Consider the following 14,593-nt stretch of genomic DNA (forward strand, 5'->3'; position numbering starts at 1 on the left):
TTGTTTTTTTAAAAATAGGGTTGAACTCAAAGATAGCCAAATCTTGAGCATTTTTTATATACGTCTTAAGTTTGTCTTTTAATAAATTTGATGTTTAATCAGAAAGAATAAAAGAGAGAATTAAGGTTAATATATACGGTGAAGCTTACGACTTCGACAACACTGATAATCCTCTCTCTTTTCTACTTTATATCACGTTCAGTTCTGTGAGACCTAGATCTCGATTTTAAGTTGTTGTGAGTATAAGTAGCTTATTCTTTCATAAATAATTTACTTATGAATAAATATAGTGAAACTTTTGGAATTGACATCAGCAAAGATGTTTTTGATGTTTATGGCAGTACTCAAGGTCATTTACAGTTTAAAAATACAGAATCAGGTTTTAAGAATTTTCAAAAATTATTAAGTAAAGATAGCTTAATAGTTATGGAAGCTACAGGTTATTATCATTACAGGTTTGCTCAATATCTCTATCATCAAGGTTTTGTAGTTTCTGTAGTAAACCCTTTATCTATAAAGCGTTTTATACAAATGAAATTAGCAAAAGTAAAGACAGATAAGGGTGATGTAAAGTCAATTCTTTATCTCTAACTTATAACGCCATCATTTAGATATAATCCAATAAGACTAAGAGAGTTAATAATTCCATGTGCAATTATTATAGGAAAAAGTTTTCGCTTAATTATAAAATAGACTGAACCAAATATTAGGGCAATACAACCAGTAGCAATAACACCTGCTAGTCCTTGGTAAATATGTAGCATTCCAAATATTATAGTATGAATAATTAATGCTATAATTATTCCCAATTTATTATTTCCAGTAAAATCGATCAATCTATTTAGTAAATATCCGCGAAATAACAATTCTTCACCTAACGCTGCACCAAACCAAACAACTGTAATTAGGTAGACTATAAACACAAGAGGTTTTCCCATAAAAAAGGCAAATCTATCTGCTACATCTGCTGGATTCGTTAGACCGAAACTTTCCAATGTTGGTTTCACTATGAATCCCATAATTGAAAATACTAGTGTTACAATTCCAATTGCTATTAATATATTAATCAACCAATTTTTTATGCCTATTGGAAACTGAAATCCAAATTCTTTCCATTTTAGTTTTTTTTGTTTCATTAAAACTGTACTAACTATAATTCCGCACCAAATTGCTATTGAGCCAGCACCAATCAAGTTGAAATAATCTGCAAGGTATTTTATGCTCAATATTGTAAGGAATACAATTGCTATTTCTAAAAGAATTTTAATATTAAAAGATTTCTTTTGTTGTTCTATATTATTCATCTAATTGTTTTTTTTTGTAATTTTAGGACAAATTTACTAATAATAATTTAAATTAGGACAAGTTTACTAATGAAATCGACAAAAGAAAAAATATTGGATAATTCAAGGCACTTATTTAATGAGCAATCTTATAGTTCAGTAACTATTAGAATGATTGCAAAATCATTAAAGATGAGTTCAGGGAATTTAAATTATCATTTTAAAAAACGTGAAGAAATTTTGGAGGCTTTATATTTTGAAATGACAAAAGAATTTGACTATAGACTCTTAAATTTCCCTAAGATGGAAGTTTCTATAAATCAAATAAAAATTGAGATTAAGTTAACGATGAAGCGAATGATTGATTATCAATTTTTCTGGACAGACTTATTTAATATCATAAATTTAAATGATAATATAAAAACACATTTTCATAAAATATATGATGCACGATTTGAGAGTTATATCTTTTTATTTACTCAATTAAAAAAGAATAAATTAATGAAAGTATCTATACTGGATTGGGAATGCCAAAATCTTGCCGAACAAATGATTGTTTATAGTAATACTTGGTTGTATTCTACCGTATTATATGGAGGGAGAATTAATGAGAGTATAATAGAAAAAAAAGCAAATACTTTATTAAGTATTCTTTATCCTTATCTTACTGTAAAAGGAAAGAAAGAATTTTATAAAATTATAGATTCTAATAAAAGATAAATCTGTTTTTTTCAATTATTATCTTTATGCGGTTTTTAACTTACAGTCAACTACTTTTTTGTCAACTATAGAGATACTCTCTCTTAAGGAAAGTTCTAAAAATATTGCTCCAGAAAGTCCATAGGTTAAAGCAAAAGGGCCTGAATTAAATTTTCCTTTTTCATCATCTAATGCTAGTAGCAGGTATTTATCTATCAAATTTAAATCAGTCATAACGTAAGTTGTTTAATTTATTAGTAGTTCTAAATCTAAAATTGTTACATTCAAATTGTTAGTTTTTTAATTTAGAGATTCGATAGTCTAAAATTTATTAGTCTACTAAATTTCATTTAGAAACCTTCCAATTTTTAACTGTTTTCCATAAAAATAGTAATGTTTTTATGAGTAGCTTTTTTCAAGAACCTACCCAACGGATAGTTTTTTAATTCTTAAATAGAATGTTTTGTATTTTTTAATCGTATTGAAATTATTGTAAAAAACACTAAAAAACCAAAGGACAGATAAACAATAACATCTTTAATAATAGCATATAATGTAGTAACACGTTTAGTGGGTAATGTTGCATACATAATTTTATCATTTTTATCAAAACTGCTCATTTGTGAAACCATCTCACCATAAGGTGTTATTGCAGCTGAAAGACCAAATCGTGTTGAACGCAGAACAGAATGGCCTTGTTCGACAGCTCTAAATGCAGCCATTTCAGTATGCAAAGGGTCAATACCCCTCCAATCACTAGATGGAACAAAAACTATATCAGCTCCTAATTCCTCATATCCTTTTGCCAGATATGGAAAATCATAATCATAGCAAATTGCGGCTGCTACTTTTGTTCCTTTTATATCAGCAACTTTTAAAGGTGACTTTCCCTGCACTGCAGGTTCTCCAGGTACAGGTTGATGCTTGAGATATGTATGTATAATGTTTCCTGACGAATCGATAAACTGATACTTGTTCTCATACCTCAAAGGAGATTGTGAAATCGGTAACACATAAGAAGCGACCAAAGTGATATTGAGTTCAGCAGCTAGTTCTTTAATAGAGTTAATCCATTCCTTCTCAACTTCTGGCATTATAAATATAGCAGCTTCGTTCCACGATATTATTTTAGCACCACCTTCCGCTGCAGTTCTGGTTCGTTTAAATAATGCGGTTTTAGTCTGTTCAGTTCTTACCCCAGTTGGCAATGGTAAACCACTTGCCTTCGAGTCTGTTCCAACTGCTGCTACGGTTATAGTATCACTGCCATTTGCTTTGCTCATATCGTATCGAATGGAGCCAAAAAAAATGAAAATAAACAACATAATTAACGGAAGCTGAAATGTTGAGATAGCTGTTTTTCGTTTGATGATAATATTGGTAATTGAGACGTTAACCCAATAAATCAGAAAGCTTAGACCAGCCATACCAAACAGCGATACTGTTTGAATAAGCGATACATTATCGTGCATGGTATATGCAGCTACTCCCCAACTGGCAAGAGGTGTAAAGGTGTATTGAATCCATTCCATTATGATCATAATAGCAGGAAATAAAAACAGCGCGTATTTTTGATTTTTAAATTTACTCCAGATTAAGTAACCAGGCAGGTGAAATATACTAATTGGAATCGAGTAAAGAATTACCATCGCCAGTGGAATTGGATCGCTAATAATCTTTGTTACAACAAAGGACCAAGCCAAAACCAAAGCGAGAAAAAAGGTTAATCTTGACTTCCAGCCTTTTGTGAAACTTAGATAAATTAAAAATGGAACACTTGAAACCCAAGCCATGACTTCAATACTAAAGGTCATGTGAGTTAAGGTCATGGTAGCTACTCCAATTGCGAGAAACCATAGTGGATTAATTTTATTGATATTAAATCCTTGTTTGGTGGTACTTGAAAAGTTCTTCATCTTTCTTTGTTTTATTGACTACAAAGATTGATAACATTGATTATAAACCAATTAACATTTGTTAAAAGATACTATTTATGATGTAAGATCTTTACGAAGTCTGCTTAAAGATACATTTGTAATACCTAAATATGATGCAATATCTACGTGGGAGATAAGGTTTTCTAAAAAGTGATATTTTTCTCTAAAAAAAATGAGTCTTTCTTTGGCAGTGAATGAAGCTAGACCAATTTCTTTTTCAACTTTTGTAAGGAGTTCATTTTGTAAAACCATATTTCCAAACTCACGGATGTCAATGTGATTTATCATCAGCTGCTCAAACTTGTCTGCGTTGAAACTGGCTAAGGTTATCTTTGTAAGCGCTTGAAAGTTGAGTTGAGATATTTGATTAGCTGTTCTAGTTTTATTTGGAGAGAGCACTCCATCATCAAGAAAAAAAGAGATTGTTACTTCTTCTCCATCTGGATTTAATAAAAAACTACGGCATATACCTTCAAAGACAAAATATTCGCTATTATTATTTTTTCCTTTATCAATAAAAACATCCCCCTTTTCATAAACTTCAATTTCTATCAATTTGCTAACTAGATCTAGAGATCTATCCGATACAGAGGAAAATTTGTTAATTATGGATTTAGTGTTTTCTTTTATCTGATTAAAATTCATAACTACCTTTTGAACATTACAACATGCTGAACAACTCTCATGCTGGCTAAAGGCGAAGTTAACATATATTAAACGAATAGAAAATAGATAGCACCGAAAAAAGAGTGGGGGCTTTGAATTAGGTGCATCTAAAAATCTATTTATTTTTTATTTAGCTAATTTTATTTCATCTACACTTTTTCCACGTTAGTAAATAATTGCTGACATTTGTTTTTTCTTGGAATCTACATTCATTTTATTTTTAAATTTCAGTAAGTCTTCTTCAATACTATTATTTAGTAATCCTGCAGTTAATACAGATTTCCATTTTATCCCACCTTTAATGGTTTTTATGTATTCGTAGTCAGAGATTGGCTTACTCATCACATAAACAGGTTTCTGCTAACAAATAAATCTCAATACCATTAACCTTTTTAACTTTTCATTTTTGTTGTGAAAAACAATTGATGACAATAATGTTTTAGCATTTGGTTTGTTGCGTGGTTATGTAAGTAATTTAGCAAATACAAACCGATTAGAAAATCCGTGAGGATTTTCGTAAGTAGGCTAGAACTAACAACAAATTATATACGGCTTTGCAACAGTTTTTTTACTTTAGTTTTTTTTTAACAATTCATTCAATATTTTTATTGACCCTTCACTACCTAATTCTACAGCTTTTGTATAACTCTTTATAGCTTCTTCTTTTTTATCATATTTTAAGTAAGCTTCACCAAGCGAATCCCATAAATTGCCATCTTTAGGAAATAATTTCACATTCAGTTTAAATAATTCTAATGCCCAAGCAGGTTTGTCTTCTTTTTTCAATCTGCTATATCCTAGCCGATTTAATATTGCATGGTCGTTAAATTCATTATTAAGTTCTTTCTGTAAAAAATCTGGTAATTTTTCTGCATTTGTAGGTGGATTGGTTTTCATAAATTCATGAATCAATTCATAAATGTTTTTTGAAATTGGGGTAGGGGTATAATTTGTATTAAAAATCATTTTCCCTATATGTCTAGCGACGTTTTCTGATTCACTTCCTAAAAACGTATTTGTGATGTAGATAACAACTACATCATCGTCTATAAATCTCACAAAATCTGCAAAATATAATCCATTGCTGCCATTATGAGCAACGATTTTAGAGTCTCTATCACTTTTAGATATTACCCAGCCATAACCATAATACGATGTCATTTTATCATTCTCGGCTACATAAGGTGTTTCTTGGATTTTTCTAGTTTTTGATGTTAAAACGACAGTGTTTTTTAAAGCAACATGCCAGTTATATAAATCTTCAATGGTAGAATGAATATCGCCTTTACCTATACTATACCAATGGTTATTAGTATAAGGTAGATGTTGTTGGGTTGTTCCCCAATCTGCCCATTGCTCATCATCTCTATTATAGTAGTAGCCATGTGCAAGTCTTTCTGTGTTAAAGTTGATGCTTTTATATCCTGTACTTTTCATTTGAGCAGGTTCAAATAGATGTTCCTTTAGAAAAGCATTATAGGTTTGTCCTGAAACCGATTCTAATATAACCGTTAACATAATATAGTTGGCATTTGCGTATTGATGTTTTGTTCCAGGTTTTGATTGTAATTCTGATACAAAAAATTCATTTAGAAACTGTTCTTTACTAGCTTCGTCATATCTAAAACCACCAGTTCTATTGGAAATTCCTGATGTATGTGTTAATAATTGATGAATCGTTATATCGCTTTTATCAATAGGTGTCTGAGTAAAATAGGAACTTATTTTATCTGATGTTTTAATTTTTCCTTGTTCTACCAATTTTAAAATAGCTGATGCAGTAAATTGTTTGGTTACAGAACCAATATTAAAAACTGTTGCTGGTGAGTTGGGGATTTTATTCTTACGATCTGCCCATCCGTATCCTTTAGACAAAATAACTTCCCCTTTTTTAGAAACTAAAACAACTCCAGAAAAGCCATTTGTTAAGCTTGCCTCCAAATAAGTGTCAATTCTATTAAAGAGCTCTTTATTAGTGTTTTGAGATAAAGAGCTTAATGTTGAAAGAGTTATGAAAGTAAAAAAAAATGCTTTAATAGATAAATTCATTTTGTGATTTTTTAATTGATTGATTGATTGATTGATTGATGAATCAGTCTGTCTGTTTTCTATTATTTTACAGTGCTTTGATTTACTCCTTTTACCAAAAGCCATATTCCAAATATTAATTCGAACAACGCACCAGGAGCCATCACTATCATCAGAAACTTGATAGGAAATTCTGGCAATAGTATTTGTAATGAAAAGCCTAAGAATACGGTAACGTAGGTGAATACTCCCCAATAACCCAGCCATTTAGGAATGTAGGCAACAGATAGCAGTAAAGTCATAAAAATAACAGCCCCAATACTCATTAATATAAGGTGAAGATTCGAGCCCATACTGTATATGTTAAAAAATACAGAGGCCAATGAATGAAGATTATCATCATTAAACTGATAGTATTCTGCTTTCTTTAAAATGATTAGAGGAGCTAAATAGACTAGTAGAATAACAAAACCCATAATCGCCTCCGCTGTTCTAAAAACAAAACCGACTAGCGCTCGATTTTTGTTAACAAACTTTGTGAGCTGATAAAGTGCTACAGCCATCCACATGACAAGGGAATACATTGATAAATCTAACATCACACCTATTCTAAATTGAAATTCAGATGCCAGCAATGTTTCAGTATTATGTAAGCCAGGTTTTACCAAAAAATTATTTATAAAACCAATTAGAGTTGTTACCAAATAGGTGAACCCTACAACTTTGGCCTGCTTCTGTATTTCTTTTTGTGCGTTATTATAAATCATAATTTAAGAATTTAATAATTTAACTAGTAATGTGATAATATGGATGCGACTATAAACTGATATTGTTACAAGCTAAAAATAACAGCAATTAGTGACCTTCTTCATTACACACAACGTTTAGTGTTAGCCGTCTACTCGATTACCTGCTGGCTTTATTCGTTTTAAAGTTAAAACTATACCCTATATGCAACGCTAGAATATAGTTCAATTTATTTGATTCAAATTCAATTCCGTTTATTTCATTTTTTGAGTCAACATTGATTTCACTTCCTATATTGATCCAAGGATTAACATATAAATCTATGTTCCTTAATGGATACCAAACGTATCCTGCCCTAATATTTGGGTATATAGTGCTAAATTCCGTTCGGCTATTTGTGGTTTCCAATTCTACACTCTTATTATACCAAAATACTGAGGGACCAAAATAAAATCCTTTTCTTTCTTTGTTTAGATAGAATTCCGCAAAAGTTGCATAGCTTGTTTTTATCTTCATATCTTTCCAACCTTTATCCTTATTTGCCTTAGTCAGCATTTCATCTGGAAAATCTGATTGATATATTGACGCCATATATGCAATTTTTGGCGTCTTATCAGGGCTGTATTTTAAACTTACTGAATAACCACCTAAGATAAATGGTGCAGGGTCTAATTCAATTGAAAGTTGATGTTTTGTTTCATTTTGTCCCATTAGAGACAGACTTAAAACTACTAATGCTGATGTTAAAATTTGTTTTATCATTTGTTCTATTAATTACAATGCAAAGTTGCCATCAAACTGATTACTTTCCATTAACAAATGATAAAAAGTGATTATTTCATCAATTATCTATTGATAATATTAAATTTATAGAAAGCGATGGTAATTATGTGACGTTTAAAGCTGTAAATAGATCTATTTTGGCTCGTTATAAAGTATATGAAGTACTAGAATTGCTTCCAAAAAAGTATTTTATGAGAATTCATCGATCTTATATCATAGCTTTCAAACATATAGAAACTGTAAAAAAAATGCTGTAATAATTGATGGAAAAGAAATTCCGATCAGTAGTAATTACAGAGAGGAATTTTTGAATGTGATCGAAAATATAAGCAACAATAAAGGTAATAAAGCTTAAGACTAATTTTTATGCAAAGGTTTTAGACTTAAGCTTTTTAATGGGCAATACTAAATTTTAAACACAGGTAAAGAAACACTACTATTTCCTGTAAAAGTGATGTTCAAAGGAATTTCAGCATCTTTACTACTTTCTATATTTACATCTCTGCCAGTGCCATAATTTATTTGAGCATTGTTATTTTTGTTCACATTAACCACAACAACAATTCTACTTCCTTTCTGTATTTTTTTACTGATGAGTTTTGAATTATTGAATGATACTTGCGTTTTTTGATTTGGTATCAATAAATTTCTTTGTTCTCTATCTTTAGCATAACTTGCTCTACCAATATAATAGCTCAAATGAAAATAGTTGCCTTCTGGTGTTAATTGATAAAGAATTACAGAATAATCAACATCTTTTTTATTGATACTAAATTTAAGGTTTCCAAAAAATGAACCATTGAGGATAATATCTTCTTTTAGCGCTTCAGATTTAAAAATTAAACCATCTTTTACATTGATGTTGTCTTTTTCTAAAGGCCATGGATAATAGTCTGTATTATTCATCGTTTTTCTGTCTTTAAAATCTATAGACATAGAAACCTCTGAATTATTTGATTTCGTTTTTAATGCATAAAAATCATGGTCTTTTTCTGAACTTAAATGAAACTGTAGAGTATCATTAGTCATAGCACTTTGTGAAGGTTTATGCATCCAGGTATTTGTTCCCATGACTTGAAAGTTGACTTTATCTTTTAAAATACTGGGTTTTTCTTTTCCTTTTAAAACATAATCAAACCATTGGTAAATTAGATCTTCTTCAATATTTATTAATGCGGATTTGTCTAATTTGTAATTCCTCAAACTTTCTTGTGGCTTCGATTGCGCTGTCCAATGATCATAAGGACCTACCAATACATAATGATTGGGATTTTTTGCGTATTTATGATGTTGATTGTAGTAATACATCGCGCCTCTTTGTGAATCATCATAATAACCCGTAATCGTTAAAATTGGAATGTCAATTTTTGCAAATTCTTGTTTATAGGGAATCATTTTTTTCCAATACTCATCATAACTTGGATGTTGCATATAAGTATTCCATAATGTATTTTCCTGACCATCTAAACTATCTAATTTGTTAAATGCGACTCCTGTTTTGTACCAGGTGTTTTTTAAGGAATTCCAGCGATTAAAATCATTAGACGCTTCAAAATCTAAAAATTTATTATTGGTTACATAAAAATTCCATGAGTATGAATAATTATGCAACACATTATTTTCCATCGGGTAATCAATTCCTGGAGCAATAGCAACCATAGGTACTATTGTTTTTAAAGCAGGATGCACTTTGTGTTTCATAGAAGCCCATTGTGTAAAGCCATTATAACTCCCACCAAACATAGCTACTTTTTGATTAGACCACGATTGTTTACTAATCCAATCAATCACTTCATACACATCTGTATGTTCATATTCCAAAGGTTTTATTTCGCTCTTACTCAATCTTTTTCCTCTTGTATTGGCAATCACTCCAACATAACCTTTAGATGCTGATAACATAGCACTAACCTCATTGGTTCCTGCATATATGGATGAAACTAATATTGCTGATTTTTTAGTTGATGATTTTCCTTTTCGTTTTACAACAACCAATGATACCTCAGCACCATCTTTCATAGGGATTACAATACTATCATTTATGGCATACCTACGTTTATGATCTTGTTTTATTTCTTTAAAATAAATTGCTCTTGTTGAGGAAAACACCGTACTTAAAAAATATTTTTTTACTAAATCTATAGCTATTTCTTGTGATATCTTTTCTGATTTAATATTACCATACGTAGTATTAAAATTACTAATATAATAATCAGTGGGGTCTCTTAATATCAATGCCTTATCTAAATTAATAACTTGTATATCATCAGAGTTCTTTACATATTTTCTATATGATTTTGTAAATACAGCTTTAAAGTTCTTGGATTGTTTTGCCTCGACATAATACTTGTAAACATCTAAATACTGCCTTTGATCTGTTGGTGTTTCTTTAATTCTTTTTTTGATGGTAATTAATGCCTCTTTATAATCACCTCTAATCAACTGAAACTTAAATATATCTATTTCAGACAGGTTTTCTGTGTCACAAAATCCTGCTATCTGTTTCATTTGTTGTTCAATAGCAACTGAATCTGTTAAAGTAACTTCCTGAAATAATATTTCTTGCCCAAAAAAACAAATACTATTTAAGGTTAGAAATAATATTAGAACTGATTTTTTCATTGGTTTTATTTTAAAAAATAAGAACAAATCTTATTGTTTCTTATTCGAGTTTGTATATTCAATTAACTCTTCATTATACACAAAGTCATCTTGAGTTTGTGTTAACTTGATAAAGTTTTTCACTTTTGGTGCATACAACCATACTTCATCTGTTCTGGCACTATATCCTCTGGAATTGGAAATTGTTCCTTTATACTCAATGGTATAAGCCATATATGTTCCTGCTCCTACTTTTTCTTCTTTGTAAGATAAAATTTTTACATTCTGACTCTGTTTTCCTGTTGTTCCATCTTGACTTGTCCAGTTCTTCTCGTATTTCCACTTTTTACCAACTTTTAAAGGCCATTTGTATCTTGGAGTTTCACTTTCATCAGGCTTTACGATATCTGAAACTGGAACTGTATCATTTCCAATTGTTATTCCTAAACCATAAGGCATTTTAACTGTTTTTCTTACATCTTCACCATCTGAACGTACTTCTCCTTTGTCTGTTACTCCTTTATATTTCCAAACCCATTTTTCTCCAACTGTGTAGTCTTTTAAGGTTGGTTGTTTTGCTTCAACTGCTGACTCTTTATCACAAGCATATAATCCAATAAATACGATTAAGTATAAAAATTTAAGTATGATTTGTTTTTTTCTAAGATAATTCATGATGTGTGTTTTAATTAATTACAATACAAAGTAAAGATGTTTGTAACCAATATTAAAGAGAAAGTACAGGAGCGTAAATAAATGTAAATGAACGTTAAAACAAGTGATATTTTTTATAAACTATTCCAGTTTTTAAACTTAACAGATTGCCTGCTAGACACTTCTACTTTTTCTCCAGTAGTTAATAGAATTTGGAGTTTATTATTAAAGTAGGGATGAATCTCTTTAATGTAATGTATGTTGATTATTTGACTTCTATTCACCCTAAAAAAGACTTTAGGATCTAATTTCTCTGCTAATAAATTTAATGAGCGTTTAATCATAGCTTTATCTGAACCAAAATACAAACGTGCATAATTTTCTAAAGACTCAATAAAATGTATCTCTGTTAAGGGAATAAAATGACATTTTTCACCATCTTTGATAAAGATTTTTTGATGTATGGGTAAAATTGAAGACTCTAATTGTACTCTTTTAGACAATTCTACTTTTACTTTTTCTATAGTTTTAGAAAAACGTTCGTCTCTTAAAGGTTTCACTAAATAATCTAACGCATTCATCTCAAAAGCTTTTACAGCATATTGATCATAAGCGGTTGTGAAAACAACATCTGGTACATTTGTTAATTCTTCCAATAAATCAAACCCAGATTTTCCAGGCATATGAATGTCTAAAAACAAAATATCTGGTTGTAAGTCTTCAATTAATTCTATGGCTTCATCTGCATGACTTGCTTCCCCAATAATTTTAAACTCTTTATGTTTTTGTAGTGCGCGTTTTACTTCTTCTCTAGCCAAACGTTCATCATCAATAATTATGGTTTTAAATATTTTCATCAGCTATAAAAGGTATTGTTATTTTTGCTTCAACTTCTTCTGTATTTGTTTGAGTTAAGTTAAAAGTAGCTTTGTTTTTATATTGAATTGTTAATCTCTTTTGCAAATTTTTTAAGCCCAAACCTGCCCTTTTTGTATCATCAATAGTTCCAGGATTTCTAACTATCATTTCAATAAAATCTTTTTGCTTTTTAATAATAAGACTTATAGTGCCTCCTTTAACGATTAAATCAATTCCGTGTTTTATTGCATTTTCGACCAATAACTGAATACTTAAAGTAGGTATTTTAAAATTATGTACTATTTTATCAACAGAAATTTCTAAATGCAATCGTTCTTCAAAACGCATTTTTTCCAATTCAATATAATCTTTCACTAAAGACAACTCCTCTTTAATGGTAATTAAACCTTTTTCCTTTTCATATAGGGATGAACGTAATAAATCTGACAACAAATCTATAGATCTTCTAGCTGTATCTGGGTTTTCAATGACTAAAGACTTAATAGAGTTTAAAGAATTAAATAAAAAATGAGGATTCAATTGCGCTGATAAGTTATCTAATTGTGCTTGTTTAGCGATTAAAGATAATTGCGCATTTTCTTTAGCAGTAACCACTTCTTTTTGATAATAATGATACAAGTGATAGGCTAAAACCCAAATTGACATTAAACGAAGTCCCGTGAGTAAAATCGGATCCCAAAACATCATTGACTTAAAGAAATCAACATTCTTTATCACAAAAAAGGTTCTGAAAACAATCCATTTTAAATTGCTAATGAATACATATAAAATTGCTAATAAAAGTATGCTAGGAATTACTCTTACGATTAATTGTTTTATTGGTAATTTACTCCATTCAGCTTTTAAAGCATAGATTCTATACATATGCGTTAGGAGTATTCCAATTGCGATATCTAATACATAATTTAACAACGTGTAAAAAAAACCGTAATTATCTCTTGTATATACTGTATATGCCCAATAAATAGATACTAGACTCCAACCTATGAATTGGCATTGCCAGTATAAGTGTATTTTTGATAAATTTTTATTTAGGTGCAAACTCATAATAGACTACAAAGCAACGTAATTTGCCTTAAAATAGGAAAAATAAATACATGAGCGCATCTATTTTCTAGTAAGCGTACTTATTTATAGATTTTTTTTTGATTTAATTTCTCAATTATTTTTAAAGCAACTCCTTTAGAGGATAAATAATTTTGGCCTGTAATTATGTTTCCACTTACCTCAACATGTTCTGAGTTTCTAGGAGAATATTTAAATACCCCTCCTCTATCTTCTATGGTTTTTTGAATTAAAAACGGAAACTGTTTAAAGTACTCAGCACCTTCTTTTTCATAAGCTTCAGGATATCCGCTAATGACATTTCCTTTTACCAAATATTTGCCATCTTTTGTTTTTAAATGTACAATACCAGCTGTTCCATGACATACAGAAGATATAATACCATTATACGCTTCATAAATGGTCATTGATATCTTTTGAATTTCTTTGTTCATAGGCACATCATACATGGCACTTCCACCTCCAATATAATGAACCGCTTTATAATTTTTTGCAATGATATCTTTAGGTTCTTTGGTGTGTTTTAAAGCATACATAAAGTCTTCATTGTAAAGTAGCTTCTTTTGAAGTGTGTTTGATGTATTAATATATGCTAATGGAATACAGCCTCCTTTTGGACTTACAAAGTCTACAGTAAATCCAGCTTTTTTAAAAGTGTCATATGCATTCACAATTTCAGAGAAACTATTTCCTGTTGGAAGTTTAGATGTTCCATGGAATGAGGTATTAGATACTATAAATAAAATTTTATTCCCATTTTGATTGCTTTTTTTATTACTAGCTGTTTTACTAATAATTTTCCATTCGTTTTCAATTTTTTTCAAAAGAAATAAATCAATGTATCTAGAGCCTTTACTAGGAATAATAATTTCTGCTTTTGCAGTAGCAACACCTTCAAAATTATCAATCGATAAAATGTTTCCTATTCTTCCTGTAAACTTCCCTTTATTTTTATTGTTATACCAACTTGCGTATTCTTTGGCTGGAACCGTCCAAATTGATTTGTCATTTTTTTCTAAATATAAGTTGGCATTTGCATAAAATGCTTTTTCAATAAGTTTAGATTGGTTGTAAGAAGTTCCGTTTATATAATTTAAAAGCGTAGCTTCAATTTCAGAGACTTCTGATTGAGCAAATACTGTAGTATTGAATAATAGTAATCCGATGAATAAAAGTAATTGTTTCATAAGTGTTTGTATTGTTGTTTTTTTAAATGAACAACAAAACTATTATGAAAGCGTACTGAAATAG

The 14,593-nt window shown here is 29.9% G+C and carries 15 protein-coding genes and 1 pseudogene; 3 read left to right on the forward strand and 13 right to left on the reverse strand.

Annotated features, from left to right (window positions below; all coding sequences use genetic code 11):
• Nucleotides 1-276 precede the first annotated feature (276 nt).
• Nucleotides 277-579 (forward strand): annotated as a pseudogene (locus LPB302_RS04645) (IS110 family transposase); the annotation flags it as partial.
• Nucleotides 580-587: 8 nt separating this feature from the next.
• On the opposite strand, the gene LPB302_RS04650 reads toward LPB302_RS04645, so the two are convergent.
• Nucleotides 588-1,304, reverse strand: coding sequence for a CPBP family intramembrane glutamic endopeptidase (locus tag LPB302_RS04650; protein WP_053975153.1), 717 nt, complete (start codon nt 1,302-1,304; stop codon nt 588-590).
• A gap of 69 nt (nt 1,305-1,373) precedes the next feature.
• Here LPB302_RS04650 and LPB302_RS04655 point away from each other — a divergent pair, with 69 nt between their 5' ends.
• Nucleotides 1,374-2,003, forward strand: coding sequence for a TetR/AcrR family transcriptional regulator (locus tag LPB302_RS04655; RefSeq protein WP_053975154.1), 630 nt, complete (start codon nt 1,374-1,376; stop codon nt 2,001-2,003).
• A gap of 24 nt (nt 2,004-2,027) precedes the next feature.
• Here the strand turns inward: LPB302_RS04655 and LPB302_RS04660 are convergent, their stop codons facing one another.
• The 7 genes from LPB302_RS04660 to LPB302_RS04690 form a co-directional block, all read right to left on the reverse strand.
• On the reverse strand, nt 2,028-2,216 hold the full coding sequence (locus LPB302_RS04660; RefSeq protein WP_053975155.1) for a GPP34 family phosphoprotein: 189 nt from the start codon (nt 2,214-2,216) through the stop codon (nt 2,028-2,030).
• A gap of 215 nt (nt 2,217-2,431) precedes the next feature.
• Nucleotides 2,432-3,898: a nitrilase-related carbon-nitrogen hydrolase gene (locus LPB302_RS04665; protein ID WP_082329794.1), complete on the reverse strand. Its 1,467-nt coding sequence runs from the start codon at nt 3,896-3,898 to the stop codon at nt 2,432-2,434.
• 75 nt (nt 3,899-3,973) lie between these two features.
• On the reverse strand, nt 3,974-4,564 hold the full coding sequence (locus LPB302_RS04670; RefSeq protein WP_053975156.1) for a Crp/Fnr family transcriptional regulator: 591 nt from the start codon (nt 4,562-4,564) through the stop codon (nt 3,974-3,976).
• Nucleotides 4,565-4,750: 186 nt separating this feature from the next.
• Nucleotides 4,751-4,927 (reverse strand): hypothetical protein, encoded by a 177-nt coding sequence (locus tag LPB302_RS04675; RefSeq protein ID WP_157593847.1) that lies wholly within the window; start codon nt 4,925-4,927, stop codon nt 4,751-4,753.
• A 231-nt stretch (nt 4,928-5,158) separates the two neighbouring features.
• Nucleotides 5,159-6,634, reverse strand: coding sequence for a serine hydrolase domain-containing protein (locus LPB302_RS04680; RefSeq protein WP_074613594.1), 1,476 nt, complete (start codon nt 6,632-6,634; stop codon nt 5,159-5,161).
• A gap of 62 nt (nt 6,635-6,696) precedes the next feature.
• Nucleotides 6,697-7,380, reverse strand: a complete 684-nt coding sequence (locus LPB302_RS04685; protein WP_053975157.1) for a DUF4386 domain-containing protein — start codon at nt 7,378-7,380, stop codon at nt 6,697-6,699.
• 139 nt (nt 7,381-7,519) lie between these two features.
• The gene (locus LPB302_RS04690) at nt 7,520-8,122 is read right to left on the reverse strand and encodes a hypothetical protein (protein ID WP_053975158.1); all 603 of its coding nucleotides are present in this window, start codon (nt 8,120-8,122) and stop codon (nt 7,520-7,522) included.
• 89 nt (nt 8,123-8,211) lie between these two features.
• On the opposite strand from LPB302_RS04690, the gene LPB302_RS13960 reads away from it, so the two are divergent.
• Entirely contained in the window at nt 8,212-8,400 is a 189-nt protein-coding gene (locus LPB302_RS13960; RefSeq protein WP_082329795.1) for a LytTR family transcriptional regulator DNA-binding domain-containing protein, read from the forward strand.
• Between the two features lie 148 nt (nt 8,401-8,548).
• Here the strand turns inward: LPB302_RS13960 and LPB302_RS04695 are convergent, their stop codons facing one another.
• From LPB302_RS04695 to LPB302_RS04715, 5 genes are all read right to left on the reverse strand, one after another.
• Nucleotides 8,549-10,765, reverse strand: a complete 2,217-nt coding sequence (locus LPB302_RS04695) for a CocE/NonD family hydrolase (protein WP_053975159.1) — start codon at nt 10,763-10,765, stop codon at nt 8,549-8,551.
• Between the two features lie 30 nt (nt 10,766-10,795).
• Nucleotides 10,796-11,419, reverse strand: a complete 624-nt coding sequence (locus tag LPB302_RS04700) for a hypothetical protein (RefSeq protein ID WP_053975160.1) — start codon at nt 11,417-11,419, stop codon at nt 10,796-10,798.
• A 113-nt stretch (nt 11,420-11,532) separates the two neighbouring features.
• Entirely contained in the window at nt 11,533-12,255 is a 723-nt protein-coding gene (locus LPB302_RS04705; RefSeq protein WP_053975161.1) for a LytR/AlgR family response regulator transcription factor, read from the reverse strand.
• Nucleotides 12,242-13,141 (reverse strand): sensor histidine kinase, encoded by a 900-nt coding sequence (locus LPB302_RS04710; protein WP_231658745.1) that lies wholly within the window; start codon nt 13,139-13,141, stop codon nt 12,242-12,244. The genes LPB302_RS04705 and LPB302_RS04710 overlap by 14 nt, the downstream gene beginning before the upstream one ends.
• 263 nt (nt 13,142-13,404) lie before the next feature.
• Nucleotides 13,405-14,529, reverse strand: a complete 1,125-nt coding sequence (locus tag LPB302_RS04715) for a nuclear transport factor 2 family protein (protein WP_053975163.1) — start codon at nt 14,527-14,529, stop codon at nt 13,405-13,407.
• Nucleotides 14,530-14,593: the final 64 nt, after the last annotated feature.

Origin of the sequence: Polaribacter dokdonensis (assembly GCF_024362345.1) — a bacterium.
GTDB lineage: Bacteria > Bacteroidota > Bacteroidia > Flavobacteriales > Flavobacteriaceae > Polaribacter > Polaribacter dokdonensis.

Bases quoted from the DNA above. Each gene is read 5' to 3' on its own strand.
- LPB302_RS04650 (WP_053975153.1), bottom strand. From the start codon at position 1,304: ATGAATAATATAGAACAACAAAAGAAATCTTTTAATATTAAAATTCTT.
- LPB302_RS04655 (WP_053975154.1), top strand. From the start codon at position 1,374: ATGAAATCGACAAAAGAAAAAATATTGGATAATTCAAGGCACTTATTT.
- LPB302_RS04660 (WP_053975155.1), bottom strand. From the start codon at position 2,216: ATGACTGATTTAAATTTGATAGATAAATACCTGCTACTAGCATTAGAT.
- LPB302_RS04665 (WP_082329794.1), bottom strand. From the start codon at position 3,898: ATGAAGAACTTTTCAAGTACCACCAAACAAGGATTTAATATCAATAAA.
- LPB302_RS04670 (WP_053975156.1), bottom strand. From the start codon at position 4,564: ATGAATTTTAATCAGATAAAAGAAAACACTAAATCCATAATTAACAAA.
- LPB302_RS04675 (WP_157593847.1), bottom strand. From the start codon at position 4,927: ATGAGTAAGCCAATCTCTGACTACGAATACATAAAAACCATTAAAGGT.
- LPB302_RS04680 (WP_074613594.1), bottom strand. From the start codon at position 6,634: ATGAATTTATCTATTAAAGCATTTTTTTTTACTTTCATAACTCTTTCA.
- LPB302_RS04685 (WP_053975157.1), bottom strand. From the start codon at position 7,380: ATGATTTATAATAACGCACAAAAAGAAATACAGAAGCAGGCCAAAGTT.
- LPB302_RS04690 (WP_053975158.1), bottom strand. From the start codon at position 8,122: ATGATAAAACAAATTTTAACATCAGCATTAGTAGTTTTAAGTCTGTCT.
- LPB302_RS04695 (WP_053975159.1), bottom strand. From the start codon at position 10,765: ATGAAAAAATCAGTTCTAATATTATTTCTAACCTTAAATAGTATTTGT.
- LPB302_RS04700 (WP_053975160.1), bottom strand. From the start codon at position 11,419: ATGAATTATCTTAGAAAAAAACAAATCATACTTAAATTTTTATACTTA.
- LPB302_RS04705 (WP_053975161.1), bottom strand. From the start codon at position 12,255: ATGAAAATATTTAAAACCATAATTATTGATGATGAACGTTTGGCTAGA.
- LPB302_RS04710 (WP_231658745.1), bottom strand. From the start codon at position 13,141: ATGTATAGAATCTATGCTTTAAAAGCTGAATGGAGTAAATTACCAATA.
- LPB302_RS04715 (WP_053975163.1), bottom strand. From the start codon at position 14,529: ATGAAACAATTACTTTTATTCATCGGATTACTATTATTCAATACTACA.